Raw genomic sequence first — 14,641 nt, 5'->3', positions numbered from 1 at the left:
TCACCACTGACATCGCTCATGTGGTTTTTCCCTCACCCCCGCACTCTGAACAGCAGCACCGCCCGCGCCGGGACCGTGACCGTGGCTCCGCCCTCGTACACCGTGCCCGGTGCCTCCGTCTGCTCCTCCCGGGTGGTGTCGACCATCAGCTCGTACGACCGCGCCCAGGGTGCCCCCGGCAGCGCGAACTCCACCGGCCGCCCGTCCGCGTGCAGGACCGTCAGGAAGCTGTCGTCCCTGATCTTCTCGCCGCGCGCGTCCCGGCCGGGGATGTCCCGCCCGGACAGGAAGAGCCCGAGCGTCGAGGCGGGCGCGTACCAGTCCTCCTCCGTCATCTCCGAGCCCTGCGGGGTGAACCACGCCAGGTCGCGCAGCCCGTCCGGGGCCTGCGGCCGGCCGGAGAAGAACGCGCGGCGGCGCAGTACGGGATGGGCGTGGCGCAGCGCGAGCAGCCGGGCGGTCAGCGCGTGCAGCCCCTGCCCGCCGGGGCTCTCCAGCAGCGACCAGTCCAGCCAGCTGACCGAGCTGTCCTGGCAGTACGCGTTGTTGTTGCCGCGCTGCGTACGGCCCATCTCGTCGCCCGCGACCAGCATCGGCACACCCGTCGACACCAGCAGTGTGGTGAGCAGATTGCGCGACTGCCGCCGGCGCAGGGCGTTGACCGCGGCGTCGTCCGTCTCGCCCTCCACTCCGCAGTTCCAGGCGCGGTTGCCGTTCGTCCCGTCCCTGTTGCCCTCGCCGTTGGCCTCGTTGTGCTTCCGCTCGTACGACACCAGATCGCGCAGCGTGAAGCCGTCGTGCGCGGTGACGAAGTTGATCGAGGCGTACGGCCGCCGGCCGCCCCACGCGTACAGATCGCTGGACCCGGACAGCCGGTAGCCGAGATCCCGTACGTCGGGGAGGGCGCCGCGCCAGAAGTCCCTCACGGCGTCGCGGTAGCGGTCGTTCCACTCCGTCCACAGCGGTGGGAACGACCCGACCTGATAGCCGCCGTTGCCCACGTCCCACGGCTCGGCGATCAGCTTCACCCGGCGCAGCACCGGGTCCTGGGCGATCACCGCGAGGAACGGCGAGAGCATGTCGACGTCATGCATGGAGCGCGCCAGGGCCGCCGCCAGATCGAACCGGAAGCCGTCGACGCCCATCTCCGTCACCCAGTAGCGCAGCGAGTCGGTGATCAGCCGCAGCACCTGGGGCTGGACCACATGGAGGGTGTTGCCGCAGCCGGTGTAGTCCGTGTATCTGCGCGCGTCGGACGGCAGCCGGTAGTAGCCGCGGTTGTCGATACCGCGCAGGGACAGGGTCGGCCCCAGCTCCCCGCCCTCCGCGGTGTGGTTGTAGACCACGTCGAGGATGACCTCTATCCCCGCGGCGTGCAGCGCCCGGACCATGTCCTTGAACTCCGCGACCTGCTGCCCCCGCGTGCCGCTCGCCGCGTAGCCGGCGTGCGGCGCGAAGTAGCCGATGGAGTTGTAGCCCCAGTAGTTGCGCAGCCCGCGCCGCAGCAGATGGTCCTCGTGCGCGAACTGGTGTACGGGCAGCAGCTCCACCGCCGTCACGCCGAGCCGCCGCAGATGGCCGATGGCCGCCGGGTGCGCGAGACCCGCGTACGTACCGCGCAGCTCCTCCGGGATCCCCGGATGGAGTTTGGTGAAGCCCCGCACATGCAGCTCGTAGATGACCGAATCGGCCCAGGGCGTCTTGGGCCGGCGGTCGTCGGCCCACTCGTCGTCGGGCGCGCCGTCATGGACGACGACCCCCTTGGGGACGTACGGGGCGGAGTCGCGGCCGTCCCGTACGGTGTCGGCCACTTCCCGCTGCGGCCAGTCCCGTACATGGCCGTAGACCTCCGGGGGCAGCCCGAAGTCTCCGTCCACCGCACGGGCGTACGGATCGAGCAGCAGCTTCGCCGGATTCCAGCGGGCACCCGTCCAGGGGTCCCAGCGGCCGTGGACCCGGAATCCGTACCGCTGACCCGGACGGATGTCGGGCACGAAGCCGTGCCAGATCTCATGGGTCAGCTCGGTCAGCGACAGCCGGGTCTCGGCGCCGCTGTCGTCGAACAGACAGACCTCGACCGCCTCGGCACCGCCCGCCCAGAGCGCGAAGTTGGTGCCCGCCACGCCGTCGGGTCCCACTCGGTAGCGGGCTCCCAGCGGGGTCGGCGCGCCCGGCCAGACCACGGGCCTCGGGGAGTCGGGCTCGGGGCGGTGACCGTTGCCCTCGACGCCGGTCGCGACGCGTGCTCCGACGCGTGCTCCGACGCCTGTTCCGATGCCGGTTCCGGCGCCGGGGGCCACTCCCGGCCCGCCGTCCCGGATCTCCCTCCCCTTTTCCCTCCCCCTCTCCGTGCCCTTCGCCTCGCTCTCCTCCTTCCGCTTCTCCTGCACTGCCTTCTGCTCGGCTGCGCTCGCCACTGACCGGCCTCCCGTGGCTCGTCGGCCTCGCGGATCGGGCGCACGACATCCCGGCCGTGGCTCCCCTCGCGTGGTCCTCCCACCTGTTCTGCCCGCAAGAGGGCCCGCCCTCACGTTTCCACCGGAGGGGCGTGGTCGTTGGGCGGGACGTGAGACACGTACTGAAGCGGACAGAGCCCAAGCGGGCAGGGACCGGCGTGGCCGCCGTTCTGACATGGGCAGGACTGATGACCGGGCTGCTGGCCGGCCTGGCGGGATGCACAGGCGCCGATTCGTTCACGGAGGGCAAGTCGCGCGCTCCCGGGGACACGATCCGGATCACCCCCGAAGACGGTGCGAAGGGCATCGGCCGGTCCGACCCGATCGCGGTACGGGTGCCGGACGGCCGGCTGGAGCGCGTCAAGGTCGTACAGGTGGAGGACGCGCAACCCACCGAGCTGCGCGGACGGATCTCCGCGGACGGCCGGTCCTGGACGCCGCAGAGCGGCGCGCGGATCGCGCTCGCCGCCAAGTACAGCGTCGACGCGGTGGCCGTGGACGGCGCGGGCCGCCGCTCGGCGCGTCACAGCACCTTCACGACGGCGGTCCCCACCGACCGGTTCATCGGCTACTTCTCCCCGGAGAACCGCGCCACCGTCGGCACCGGCATGATCATCTCTTTCGACTTCAACCGGAGGATCCAGGACCGTGAGGCCGTCGAGCGCGCCATCACCGTGACGGCGGACCCGCCGGTCGAGATCGCCGGGCACTGGTTCGGCCACGACCGTCTCGACTTCCGGCCGCGCGAGTACTGGGAGCCGGGCACGGAGGTCACGATCGAGCTGGCCCTGCGGGACGTCCAGGCGGCGCCGGGGGTGTTCGGCATCCAGGAGAAGACCGTCGGCTTCACGGTCGGCCGCTCCCAGGTCTCGGTGGTCGACGCCGAGGAGCACACCATGGAGGTACGGCGCGACGGGGAGCTGGTCTCGACCGTGCCGATCACCGCGGGCGCGGCCAAGACCACCACCTACAACGGGAAGATGGTGGTCACCGAGTTGTACGACGTCACCCGCATGAACGGCAGGACGGTCGGCTTCGGTGGTGAGTACGACATCAAGGACGTGCCGCACGCGGTACGGCTCACCACGTCCGGGACGTTTCTGCACGGCAACTACTGGGCGCCGGCGGACACGTTCGGCTCCCAGAACGTCAGCCATGGCTGTGTCGGGCTGCGCGACGTGAAGGGCGGCGGCCCCGACACCCCGGCCGGCTGGTTCTTCGACCGGACCCTGATCGGCGATGTCGTGCAGGTGGTCAACTCCCGTGACCGTACGGTCGCACCCGACAACGGTCTGGGCGGCTGGAACCTGGACTGGAAGCGCTGGAAGGCGGGTTCGGCCCTCGCCGCGGTATCGGGCTCCACCGCCGACTGAAGCGGCGACCGCCGCCGACCAGGGATTCGGCGGAGCCCTCCGGCACGGGGCAGTCCCCTCGTACGGCCCGTATGACCTGCACCGTCCCGGCCTGTTGGGACGGAATGGTGACAGACGCGAGATCTCCGTAGAGCTCGCGGTGTGATTATCTGTCGCGAGCGCGTGCACTCGACGCGCGGGAGTGCGGGCCGTGGCGGGGCCAGGCCGTGCGAGGGGAGACGACACAAGTGAACGTGCTGCCGATATCGGGGACATCGGCCGGGTCGGACCGGGCGCCGCGGGGTGAAGGACCGGAACGGCGAACGGGACGACGCCGGGGAAACGGCACAACGGGGCTGCTGGCACTGATGCTCGGTGGGCTGCTCCTGGTGGTCACGGCGTGCGGCGGCGGGGATTCCGACGCGGGCGACGGTGACAAGAACGGCAAGGGTGCGGGGAAGGTCGAGAACGCGGCGTCGGTGGCCGTCGTGACCATCGCCCCGAAGGACGAGGCGAAGGCGGTCGCGACCACGGGCGCCCTCAAGGTCTCGGCCGACAAGGGCAAGCTGACCACGGTCACCGTCCAGGACGACAAGGGCAACCCGGTCGAGGGCAAGCTGACCGCCGACGGCACGAGCTGGGAGCCGCTCCAGCATCTCGCCGGCGCCACCAAGTACAAGGTGCACGCGATCGCCAAGGACACCGAGGGCCGGGAGTCCGCGAAGGACACCACCTTCACCACGCTCGTACCGAAGAACACCTTCATCGGCCACTACACGCCCGAGGACGGGTCCACGGTCGGTGTCGGAATGCCGGTCTCGATCAACTTCACCCGGGGCATCACCGCGCCCGAGGCGGTGGAGAAGGCCATCACGGTGACGGCGGAGCCGTCCGTACCGATCGAGGCCCACTGGTTCGGCAACGACCGCCTGGACTTCCGCCCCGAGAAGTACTGGGCGGCGGGTACGAAGGTGACCGTGAAGCTCAACCTGGACGGTGTCGAGGGCCGCCCCGGGGTGTACGGCGAGCAGGCGAAGTCCGTGAAGTTCACGATCGGCCGCAGCCAGGTCTCCACCGTCGACGCGAGCGCCAAGACGATGAAGGTCGTACGGGACGGCAAGCAGATCAAGAACATCCCGATCACCGCGGGCGCGCCGGCGACCACCACGTACAACGGTCAGATGGTCATCAGTGAGAAGTACGAGGTGACCAGGATGAACGGCGCGACGGTGGGCTTCGGCGGCGAGTACGACATCAAGGACGTGCCGCACGCGATGCGGCTGTCCACGTCGGGCACCTTCGTCCACGGCAACTACTGGGCGTCGTCGGGCACGTTCGGCTCCACGAATGTCAGCCATGGCTGTGTGGGGCTGCGGGATGTCCGCGGCGGCGGGAACAACGGCACTCCGTCGGCGTGGTTCTACAACTCCTCGCTCATCGGTGACGTGGTGATCGTGAAGAACTCGAAGGACAAGCAGATCGCCCCGGACAACGGCCTGAACGGCTGGAACATGTCCTGGTCGGAGTGGATCAAGTAGGACCTCCCTCGATTTCCTCCACGGATTCCTCCACGGATTCCTCCAGGGGGATACGGGCCCGGTGCGCTGTGAGCGAGCGCACCGGGCCCGTTTGCGTATCGGTGCTCCGATCCGTGCCGGTGCCGGTTAGCGCCGGTTAACCTGCCCGTATGGCATTCGTGAATCTTGAGGTCTCCGGCGGCGTCGGTACGATCCGGCTCGACCGCCCCCCGATGAACGCACTCGACTCCTCCATCCAGGACCGGCTGCGCGAGCTGGCCGAGGAGGCGGCCCGGCGCGACGACGTACGGTCCGTGATCCTGTACGGCGGCGAGAAGGTCTTCGCGGCAGGCGCCGACATCAAGGAGATGCGGGGGTGGGACCACGCGGCGATGGTCGGGCGCTCCCGGGCGCTCCAGGAGTCGTTCACCGCCGTCGCCCGTATCCCCAAGCCCGTCGTCGCGGCGGTCACCGGCTACGCGCTGGGCGGCGGCTGCGAGCTGGCCCTCTGCGCGGACTTCCGGATCGCCGGGGCCAACGCCAAGCTCGGCCAGCCCGAGATCCTGCTCGGCCTGATCCCGGGCGCCGGCGGTACGCAGCGGCTCGCCCGGCTGGTCGGACCTTCCCGGGCCAAGGACCTCATCTTCACGGGCCGTCAGGTGAAGGCCGACGAGGCGCTGGCGATCGGCCTGGTCGACCGGGTGGTCCCGCCGGAAGAGGTGTACGAACAGGCGCACGCCTGGGCCGCGAAGCTCGCCCAGGGGCCCGCGCTCGCCCTGCGGGCCGCCAAGGAGTCGGTCGACGCGGGTCTGGAGACGGATCTGGAGACCGGTCTCACGATCGAACGCAATTGGTTCGCGGGCCTGTTCGCCACCGAGGACCGCGAGCGCGGCATGCGGTCGTTCGTGGAGGACGGTCCCGGGAAGGCCAAGTTCCTCTGAGGGCAGCCCTGTTGGCGGCGGGCCCGGTCGCGGCGTCAACCCGGCGCCCGGCTTGGCACAACCTTAAGAGAACCTTAAGTTATTTGCCGTGATCGCTCTTGGTGATCACCTCATTGCGGGTCGTTATCGCAGGTCAGTGAGTTGTGCAAGCCCAAGTTCTGCCCTTGGCATATGCCTTTCGCGCCCCCTGGAATGACTCATTCCGGGGGGTCGATTCACCCGGAACGGCCCCCGGGAAGGTTCTGGACGGCCATGATGGGGGACATGGCGGGCCTGGAGGGTGTGGAGCAACCGCGGCGACGCGGCGACGCGGCCGCAACGCGGTGGATACCGTCCGTCGACGACGAACAGGCGCTCAAGGCGCTGGAATTGTTCGGCAATCCGACGGAGGCGGAAGTCCGGCTGCCCTCCCGCCCGGAATCCGCCCTCGCCGCCCGCCGGATCACCCACTGCGTGGTGCTGAAGCAGTGGGCACTCTCGCCGCAGACCGCCGAGTACGCCGTGCTGCTCGTCTCGGAACTCGTCGGCAACGCCGTGCGGCACACCGGCGCCCGGGTCTTCGGGTTACGGATGCTGCGCCGCCGCGGCTGGATCAGGATCGAAGTGCGGGACCCCTCGCGGGGGCTGCCGTGTCTGATGCCGGTGCACGACATGGACACCAGCGGGCGCGGCCTCTTCCTGGTGGACCGGCTCTCCGACCGGTGGGGGGTGGATCTGCTGCCGCGCGGCAAGACCACCTGGTTCGAGATGCGGGTCGCCGACCGTCAGCTGCCCTGAAGATGACGACCCGTAAGGCCCCTTAAACGGGTCAATCGTCACCTTTCTCCCTCCTTCCCCCTTAAATGGGGGCGTGATCCCGATCGACCGTCGCAGTGCGCTGCGCGCAGGAGCCGGCGCGGCCCTGGCGGGCGCCCTCGCCACCGGCTGTACGGACAGCGCCCCCGCCACGCCCACCGGTACCGCGTCCGGTCCGGCGCGCGGATCGGCCCCCGGATCGCCGGCCGGGCCGTCCGCCGGAACCAGTCCCGGGAGCGGGCGGCCCGCCTCCCGTACCGCACCCGCGCCACGCCGGTTCCCCGGGCAGAGCACCGAGATCGCGCACGGCCCCCGCGACCGCGCGCGCGTCGCCCTCACCTTCCACGGCCAGGGCGACCCCGCCACCGCCACGGCCGTGCTGGGGGAGGCGGAACGCGCCGGGGCCAGGATCACCGTCCTCGCCGTGGGCGGCTGGCTCGACGAACACCCCACCCTCGCCCGCCGGATCCTGGACGGCGGCCACGATCTCGGCAACCACACACTGCGCCACATCGACATCTCCGAACTCGACGAGGCGGCGGCGTACGCGGAGATCACCGGCTGCGCCCAGCGGCTGCGCAGGCTCACCGGCTCCATCGGCAGCTGGTTCCGCCCCTCCCGCACCCAGCACGCCACCCCGCTCATCCAGCGGCTGGCGCGGAAGGCGGGCTACCCGCATGTCCTCTCGTACGACGTCGACTCGCTCGACTTCACCTCGCCCGGCGCCGCGGCCGTCACCCGTACCGTCACCGGACAGATCCGCAACGGCTCCGTGGTGAGCCTGCACTTCGGCTACGCGGACACGGTCGCCGCGCTGCCCGCCCTCCTCGACGCACTGGAACGCCGCGGCCTGCGCGCGGTGACGACCACGGAGCTGCTGACCTGATGCTTCCCCCCACTCCACGGACCACCGGGCGGACCGCCGCCCTGCTGGGGGCCGCCGCCCTCGCCCTGCTCGCGAGCTGCGCGAGCCCGGACGCCGAGCGGGCCGAGCGGAAGGCGACCAAGGCCGCCGCCCGGCCCGTCGTGCCCGAGCGGAGCGTGCCGGCCGGACTGCCGGGCATGCCCCCCGTACTGGACCCCAAGGACGTCTACGCCGCCGACCGGCCCGGCATGTTCTCGCCCATCGTGAAGGGTTTCCCGTCCCGGGTGTATGTGCCCAACACCCACTCCGACACGGTCTCGGTGATCGACCCCGCGACGTACAAGGTCATCGAGACCATCGACGTCGGCAGACAGCCGCAGCATGTCGTGCCCTCCTGGGATCTGAAGACCCTCTGGGTCAACAACAACCGCGGCCATACGCTCACCCCGATCGACCCCGCCACCGGCAAGGCGGGCGAGCCGGTCGACGTACACGATCCGTACAACCTCTACTTCACGCCCAACGGCAGGTACGCGATCGTCATGGCCTCGCTCGACCGCCAGCTGGTCTTCCGCGATCCGCACACCATGAAGGTGAAGAAGACCGAGCCGGTCACCTGCGCGGGTGTCAACCACGCCGACTTCTCGGCGGACGGCAGGTACTTCATCGTGTCGTGCGAGTTCTCCGGCGAACTCCTCAAGGTCGACACGGAGCGGATGAAGGTCATCGCCCAGCAGAAGCTGCCCTTCCAGGGCGCCATGCCGCAGGACGTGAAGATCTCGCCGGACGGCAAGACGTTCTACGTCGCCGACATGATGGCCCACGGCATGTGGGTGCTGAACGGCGAGAAGTTCACCACCCCGAAGCTGCTGCCCACGGGCGAGGGATGCCACGGCCTGTACGTCAGCCGGGACTCCAAGGAGATGTACATCTCCAACCGAGGCGAGGGCACCATCTCCGTCTTCGACTTCGCGAAGAACAAGCTGGCGAAGAAGTGGCATCTGCCGGACGGCGGCAGCCCCGACATGGGCGGTGTCTCGTCGGACGGCAAGGTCCTGTGGCTGGCGGGGCGTTACGACTCCGAGGTGTACGCGATCGACACCCGCAGCGGTAAGGAGCTCGCCCGGATCCCGGTCGGCGGCGGCCCGCACGGACTCGCGGTCTATCCGCAGCCCGGCCGTTACTCGCTGGGGCACACGGGAATCTTCCGCTGACGGGGAGTTGACGGGGAGTTGACGTCGAGGTGCCGTCGGGCGGACGTCAGCGCACGTCAACTCGTGCTGGCGCGGGCAAGGTTGTGGACCGACACGCCCTTGAACGGGTGACGGTCCACGGCTTGCCGCCGTACAGCGTGGAGGGTGCACCCCATGATCACTTCTCGCTCGCGGCGGCGGGCCGCCGCCGTCGCCCTGTCCGTCACCGCCGTCCTGATTCCGGCCTCCGCCACCGAGGCCGCGTCCACGCGGACCTCCGCGGAGTCCGCCCCGGTCACGTCCGCTTCCGTACGGGCCGCTTCCCTCAAGGCCGCGGAAAGCTGTCCCCGCGTCGAGGACCCGATGTTCGCCGCGGCGGACCATACGGTCCAGGTGGGCCGGATCACCCCGACGCCCGCCTGGCGCACCGACTGCCGGCAGCTCTACCGCGCCGACAGCCGCAAGCCGGAGGTCATCTTCGAGCAGGGCTTCCACCCGAAGGCGCCGCTCCAGGGGCAGTACGACGTGGAGAAGTACGTCCTGGTCAACCAGCCCTCGCCGTATGTCTCCACCAGCTATGACCACGACCTGTACAAGCAGTGGTACAAGAGCGGTTTCAACTACTACATCGACGCCCCCGGCGGCATCGACGTCAACAGGACGATCGGTGACACCCACAAGTGGGCCGACCAGGTGGAGGTCGCCTTCCCCGGCGGGATCTCCCGGGAGCGGATCGTCGGTGTCTGCCCGGTCGACAAGGTGAAGAAGACCGAGATCATGTCGGAGTGCCTGGACAATCCGCACTACCAGCCGTGGCGCGGCTGACCGGCGCCCGGTAGCCGGCCCTCCGCGGAACGCCCGCACACCGCGGGCGTTCCCCGGAAGGCCGGCGTTCGGCGTTCGGTGATCGACGACCGCTGGGCCCGTGATCCGGTACCGTCCCGGGCTGCCGCCGTTCGGGTGAACGTGAACGGATAATCTGACCCCGTTAGTACGGCATCACGCGGTACGGCATCACGAAGGGGCGGAACAGTGGCGGACATTGACGAGGCGCGCAAGGCGTTCGAGCGGTTCGACGCGAACGGCGACGGGCTCATCACGGCGGCGGAGTACAAGAGCGTGATGGCGCAGCTCGGCGACTTCCATGTGACCGAGACGGTGGCGCAGGCCGTGATCAACGCGCATGACGCGAACGGTGACGGGCTGCTGACGTTCGACGAGTTCCTGGCATCGCGCACCAGCTGATCCGGGGACGCGGTGGTGCGGGGCGGGGGCGTCGGGGACGACCCGGACCATCAGCCGCACGCCCCGCTCGCGTTGCCGGGAGACACGCCGGGCAGAGATGATCAAGCGGTGATATATCCGGGTCCGTCCGTTGACGAAGCCACCGGCTCGGCCGGCCGCAGGGCCGCCCAGATAACCGGCGGTGTCCTGTTCGCCGCGCTGGTCGTACTGCTCGGCGCGGGCATAGCCTCGCGCGGGACCGGCGAGCTGCGCATACCCGGCGCGGGCGGCACCACCGCGCTGCGGGTCGCCGTCTTCGCCGGGCTCGCGCTCCACCTCGGCGAGCTGGCCGGCGCCCGGCTCGCCGGTAGCGGCCCCGTGCCACGCGGCTGGGCGCTCGCCGCCGCGCTGACCGGGGCGACCGCCTCGGCGGGACAGATCATCCTGCTCGCGTCCGTGAGCGGCCTCGACATCACCGCGGTGTACGGCACCGTCGAGGGCCGCCTGCTGCTCGTCATGGCCAACGGCTTTCTGCTGGCGGCCGGCTGTGTCGCCCTGAACCGCCCCCTGGCGGCCCTCGCGCCCCTGGCCGTGGTCGTCGGCGCGGAGGCCCTGCGGGCGCACCCGGAGCCGTACACCCCGATGCTGGGCACCGCCCTCACCGTCGTCCATCTGACCGCGGCCTCGCTGTGGACCGGCGGGCTGCTGTACGTACTGCGCACGATGTGGCTGCGCCGGGGGGACCCGGCCGGGGCCCGCCAGGTGCTCGCCCGCTACGCCCGGCTCGCCGGCTGGCTCTTCGCCGCGCTCGCCGCCACCGGAACGCTCTCCACCCTCCGCAGGCTCCCGGCCGACGTCGTGATCAGCACGGCGTACGGCCGCGTGCTCATCGTCAAACTGCTGCTGGTCGCGGTCGTGAGCGGTCTCGCCCTGACCGCCAGACAGCGGCTGCGCCGTGGCGCGGACGCCGGGTCTCCCGCCCGTGCGGAGCTGGCCGTACTCGCGGTGATCGTCCTGCTGTCGGCGATCCTGACGGTGGTCCCCGACCCGCACTGGCTCAGCACCCGGTGACGGGGCCGTGGTCATCGGTCCGTCGAGCGCGTCCCCGCTCAGGCGTCGAAGCGGTGGCGGGAGGTCTCGATATGGCCGAGGTACCGGCGGGTCCAGCCGCACATTCCGTCGACCGTCTCCCGTAGCCCTCGGCCGGGCTCGGTGAGGGTGTACTCGACCCGCGGCGGCACGGTGGGGTGCACGTTCCGCTCGACCAGGCCGTTGCGCTCCAGCATGCGCAGGTTCTGGGTGAGCATCTTGTGGCTGATGCCCTCGATCTCGTCGCGCAACTCGCTGAAGCGCAAGGTGTGATCACCGAGTGTCTCGATGATCAACAGCGCCCACTTGTTGGCGACGTCCGAGAAGATCTCCCGCGCCAAGGAGTCCGCGCGCCTCAGGTCGGCTTCGTCGGGCGAGCCTGTGTACTGCTTGGTCACCATCAGGTTCCCCAGTCACTGAAAAGTGCGTTCTTCCATGTCAGCGCTCACTCTCCTACGGTTCTTCAGTAACCACAAGAGACCACGAGAACCACAAGAGACCACGGGCCCCCGGGCTCATGACAAGGAGGCGGGCAGCATGGCCATCACCCTGGTAGATCCCAGCGGGTTGCCGAAGATCGGTGCCTACCGGCAGGTGTCGATCGCGACAGGATCGAAGCTGGTCTTCATCGCCGGGCAGGTCGCCTGGGACGCCGAGGGGGTCACGGTCGGCGAAGGTGACCTCGCCGCCCAGGTCGAGCGGTGCTACCTCAACATCGGCACCGCCCTGGCCGAGGTGGGTGGCTCCTTCGACGACGTGGCGAAACTGACCGTCTACGTCGTCGACTGGACCCCCGACAAGATGCCCCTCTTCCTGGAGGGGGTCGCTCGGGCGTCCGCGAAGCTGGGGACCACCCCGGTACCGCCGGGCACGCTGCTGGGTGTCGCGGCACTGGACGTACCCGGCCATCTGGTCGAGATCGAGGCCACCGCGGTCATCGACTGAACAGCCGGGCGGCGCCGGCGGCAGGGCGGCGCCGAAGCGCGGAGGTCCGCTCCACGGCGGTCAGCACTCGATGATGTTCACCGCGAGTCCGCCGCGCGCCGTCTCCTTGTACTTGACGGACATGTCCGCGCCCTGTCGCGCTATGCCCTTGACCTGCATGTTCGAGGGTGTCCGAGGGGCGATCCACGTCCGCAGGGACTTCTCAGGGACTTTCGGCCGGGAGGGATCCCGCAGCCAGGCGTCCATCGCGGTGAGCCCTCGCTGCCCCGCGCCGGGCATGAAGTGAGCGTAGTGGTCGAGCGTGACCTTCGGCGTCGAGTGCCCGAGCCATTTGGACAGGCTGACGACCGACTCGCCGGCTTCCAGCTGCACGCTCGCGTAGGTGTGGCGGAGGACGTGGAACATGTCCTCGCGTGGGGCGGCATAGCGCGGGACCCGGCGGATTCGGTTGCCGTCGTGCCGCACCTTCTCGCCCACGGGCTTGATCAGTCCGGCGGCGGCGAGCGCACGCTTCCAGCTGCGGTCGTTCCAGGTCCGGTAGTAGATGCGGTTCCCGTGCGACGAAGTGAGGATCAGGTCGACCGTGATCGGCTTCCGCTGGCGCTCTTCGAGCGCGGTTGTGGGGGTCTCCGGGTTCCGCCAGGGCAGCGTGCATGAAGTCGACGGGAATCGGCGGAAGTGAGTTCGGGCCCGAAGCGCGAGGTTCGCCGGCAGGGGGATCTCGCGGGTCTTGCGCCCCTTGGGGAGCGAGAAGTAGGGGCGTCCCTTGATGTCCCACCTGAGCTGGCGGCGGACGTGGACGACTCCAGCCGCGAAGTCGAAGTCCTCTTCGGCGAGACCGAACGCTTCGCCTTGGCGCAGCCCGAGCCCGATGCCGAGATCGACAGCGATCTGGTAGCGGTCTTGCAACCCCACGCGGACGGCGTCGACGACCTCACGTGACCACGCCTTGGCCTTACTGTCGATCGCTCGTGGCGGCTTGACGCTATTCTTCATCTTCATCTTCATCGGGTTGCGCAGCAGACGCTGGTCGTCGACGGCACTGCCGAGGATCGAGGACAGGTGTCCCCAGATCACCTCGGCCGTCGACTCCTCAACCCTCGTGAGTAGTCCAGCCTTGAAGGTCCGTAGAGCGGAGGCATCGATCTCACGCAGGGCGTAGTCGCCCATCAACGGAATGATGTGATTCCAGATGCGGCTGCGCATCGGGTCCGCCGTCGAGGGCTCGTCGGAGCGGCCCGCCCACCAGTACTCGGCGATGTAATCGGCGAGGAGGATCTCCCCCTTGCGGGGATCGACGAACTCACCACGGCTGGAGTCCGTTTTGGCGCTGGCAAGCCACTGCTTCGCGTCCTCGCTCGTGTGGAACGACCGGTCCTGGATGCCGGGAATCCCCTTCACCCGGTAGCGCTTCCCAGTGCCGTAGATCGCGGTCCGCTCCCGCTTCCCGGTCAGCTTGTCGGGGCGCTTCTTCAGCCATCGGTCTTCTATGTAACCCGCCATGACGGGGTCCTCCAGTGGTGCGTGATCATGAGCTGGTCGGTGCTAACGCGATCTGCGGCACGATCCAATCCCCGTGCGATGAACTTCTTATCGGGGGAGAGGGGTCGCGTAAGCCACCGCGCTACTTCAGGGTCTTCGAGCGCCGTTGCGGCTTCCGGTTCAGCGGGTCAAGGACGCGGTTGGAGCGGGAGTCCGCTAGCTCCTGATCGCGGACCCACTCGTCGAGCGCCGTGATCCGGTACATCACGCGCCTACCCATGCGGAAGCTGGGAGGCCCCTGTCGGCGGTGACGCCAGACGTACAACGTGTTGGGCGAGATGCCGAGGTACTCGGCAGCCCTGGGAAGGGTCAAGAAGGCGGCCTGGGATGCTCCGCGCGGCTCCGGCATGGGGCGACTCCTGTCGTGTGGGGCGATGACAGGACGAGATTGCGGAGAAAGGGCGAGTTGGACGAACCGGATTCTTGAGATAGACGGGGCGTTACTGAAGTGGAGTTTGTGATGCCGCAGCAGCTTACGGTGGTTGTCGGCTGAGCTAAGGCTGAGGCGTGAGGGGAGTGAACGAGGGGAGTCCGAATGCCCAACGGCAGCATTATCGCGCGGAGCTAGGGCTACGAGCGGTGGAGCACTCCGCAGCGGGCGAAGGAAGGCTCCGCCATGGTCGAGGACCTAGTGTCTTGTGATTCTGATCGTGTTACTTCGAGTTGTTATTGACGAGTTTCTTCACGCTGGTCTGGACGAGTCGGACCTTGGTGAGGATCTC

14 protein-coding genes are annotated in these 14,641 nt (G+C 69.3%); 10 read left to right on the top strand and 4 right to left on the bottom strand.

Annotated elements, in window-relative coordinates:
- Positions 1-32: 32 nt before the first annotated feature.
- Positions 33-2,417 carry a glycogen debranching protein GlgX gene (glgX, locus tag ACFRMN_RS32095; RefSeq protein WP_383026269.1) on the bottom strand — a complete coding sequence of 795 codons (2,385 nt, stop codon included), beginning with the start codon at positions 2,415-2,417 and terminating at the stop codon, positions 33-35.
- Positions 2,418-2,644: 227 nt separating this feature from the next.
- Here glgX and ACFRMN_RS32090 point away from each other — a divergent pair, with 227 nt between their 5' ends.
- The 9 genes from ACFRMN_RS32090 to ACFRMN_RS32050 all read left to right on the top strand — a co-directional run bounded on the left by ACFRMN_RS32090 (position 2,645) and on the right by ACFRMN_RS32050 (position 11,414).
- Entirely contained in the window at positions 2,645-3,829 is a 1,185-nt protein-coding gene (locus ACFRMN_RS32090) for an Ig-like domain-containing protein (protein ID WP_383026417.1), read from the top strand.
- Between the two features lie 227 nt (positions 3,830-4,056).
- On the top strand, positions 4,057-5,346 hold the full coding sequence (locus tag ACFRMN_RS32085; RefSeq protein WP_383026267.1) for an Ig-like domain-containing protein: 1,290 nt from the start codon (positions 4,057-4,059) through the stop codon (positions 5,344-5,346).
- Positions 5,347-5,495: 149 nt separating this feature from the next.
- Entirely contained in the window at positions 5,496-6,266 is a 771-nt protein-coding gene (locus ACFRMN_RS32080; protein WP_383026264.1) for an enoyl-CoA hydratase/isomerase family protein, read from the top strand.
- A gap of 252 nt (positions 6,267-6,518) precedes the next feature.
- Positions 6,519-7,043, top strand: coding sequence for an ATP-binding protein (locus ACFRMN_RS32075; RefSeq protein ID WP_383026262.1), 525 nt, complete (start codon positions 6,519-6,521; stop codon positions 7,041-7,043).
- A 73-nt stretch (positions 7,044-7,116) separates the two neighbouring features.
- Positions 7,117-7,947, top strand: a complete 831-nt coding sequence (locus tag ACFRMN_RS32070) for a polysaccharide deacetylase family protein (RefSeq protein ID WP_383026258.1) — start codon at positions 7,117-7,119, stop codon at positions 7,945-7,947.
- A complete protein-coding gene (locus ACFRMN_RS32065) occupies positions 7,947-9,140 on the top strand; it encodes a YncE family protein (RefSeq protein WP_383026256.1) in 1,194 nt (397 codons plus the stop codon). Before ACFRMN_RS32070 ends, ACFRMN_RS32065 begins: the two co-directional genes overlap by 1 nt.
- Before the next feature lie 153 nt (positions 9,141-9,293).
- Positions 9,294-9,944 carry an ADP-ribosyltransferase gene (locus ACFRMN_RS32060; protein WP_383026252.1) on the top strand — a complete coding sequence of 217 codons (651 nt, stop codon included), beginning with the start codon at positions 9,294-9,296 and terminating at the stop codon, positions 9,942-9,944.
- A 207-nt stretch (positions 9,945-10,151) separates the two neighbouring features.
- Entirely contained in the window at positions 10,152-10,364 is a 213-nt protein-coding gene (locus ACFRMN_RS32055; RefSeq protein ID WP_383026249.1) for an EF-hand domain-containing protein, read from the top strand.
- Between the two features lie 108 nt (positions 10,365-10,472).
- Positions 10,473-11,414 (top strand): CopD family protein, encoded by a 942-nt coding sequence (locus tag ACFRMN_RS32050; RefSeq protein ID WP_383026246.1) that lies wholly within the window; start codon positions 10,473-10,475, stop codon positions 11,412-11,414.
- Between the two features lie 38 nt (positions 11,415-11,452).
- On the opposite strand, the gene ACFRMN_RS32045 is transcribed toward ACFRMN_RS32050, so the two are convergent.
- A complete protein-coding gene (locus ACFRMN_RS32045; protein WP_383026243.1) occupies positions 11,453-11,833 on the bottom strand; it encodes a winged helix-turn-helix transcriptional regulator in 381 nt (126 codons plus the stop codon).
- A gap of 136 nt (positions 11,834-11,969) precedes the next feature.
- On the opposite strand from ACFRMN_RS32045, the gene ACFRMN_RS32040 reads away from it, so the two are divergent.
- The gene (locus ACFRMN_RS32040; RefSeq protein ID WP_383026240.1) at positions 11,970-12,377 is read left to right on the top strand and encodes a RidA family protein; all 408 of its coding nucleotides are present in this window, start codon (positions 11,970-11,972) and stop codon (positions 12,375-12,377) included.
- Positions 12,378-12,437: 60 nt separating this feature from the next.
- Here the strand turns inward: ACFRMN_RS32040 and ACFRMN_RS32035 are convergent, their stop codons facing one another.
- Positions 12,438-13,880 carry a tyrosine-type recombinase/integrase gene (locus tag ACFRMN_RS32035; RefSeq protein WP_383026237.1) on the bottom strand — a complete coding sequence of 481 codons (1,443 nt, stop codon included), beginning with the start codon at positions 13,878-13,880 and terminating at the stop codon, positions 12,438-12,440.
- A 121-nt stretch (positions 13,881-14,001) separates the two neighbouring features.
- The gene (locus tag ACFRMN_RS32030; protein WP_383026235.1) at positions 14,002-14,268 is read right to left on the bottom strand and encodes a helix-turn-helix transcriptional regulator; all 267 of its coding nucleotides are present in this window, start codon (positions 14,266-14,268) and stop codon (positions 14,002-14,004) included.
- Between the last annotated feature and the right edge of the window lie 373 nt (positions 14,269-14,641).

The organism is Streptomyces sp. NPDC056835 (genome assembly GCF_042789485.1).
GTDB lineage: Bacteria > Actinomycetota > Actinomycetes > Streptomycetales > Streptomycetaceae > Streptomyces.
Note: the sequence above shows the minus strand (reverse complement) of the source record. Positions and strands in the feature narration are given on the sequence as shown.

Bases quoted from the DNA above. Each gene is read 5' to 3' on its own strand.
- ACFRMN_RS32090 (WP_383026417.1), top strand. From the start codon at position 2,645: ATGACCGGGCTGCTGGCCGGCCTGGCGGGATGCACAGGCGCCGATTCG.
- ACFRMN_RS32080 (WP_383026264.1), top strand. From the start codon at position 5,496: ATGGCATTCGTGAATCTTGAGGTCTCCGGCGGCGTCGGTACGATCCGG.
- ACFRMN_RS32075 (WP_383026262.1), top strand. From the start codon at position 6,519: ATGATGGGGGACATGGCGGGCCTGGAGGGTGTGGAGCAACCGCGGCGA.
- ACFRMN_RS32065 (WP_383026256.1), top strand. From the start codon at position 7,947: ATGCTTCCCCCCACTCCACGGACCACCGGGCGGACCGCCGCCCTGCTG.
- ACFRMN_RS32060 (WP_383026252.1), top strand. From the start codon at position 9,294: ATGATCACTTCTCGCTCGCGGCGGCGGGCCGCCGCCGTCGCCCTGTCC.
- ACFRMN_RS32045 (WP_383026243.1), bottom strand. From the start codon at position 11,833: ATGGTGACCAAGCAGTACACAGGCTCGCCCGACGAAGCCGACCTGAGG.
- ACFRMN_RS32040 (WP_383026240.1), top strand. From the start codon at position 11,970: ATGGCCATCACCCTGGTAGATCCCAGCGGGTTGCCGAAGATCGGTGCC.
- ACFRMN_RS32035 (WP_383026237.1), bottom strand. From the start codon at position 13,880: ATGGCGGGTTACATAGAAGACCGATGGCTGAAGAAGCGCCCCGACAAG.
- ACFRMN_RS32030 (WP_383026235.1), bottom strand. From the start codon at position 14,268: ATGCCGGAGCCGCGCGGAGCATCCCAGGCCGCCTTCTTGACCCTTCCC.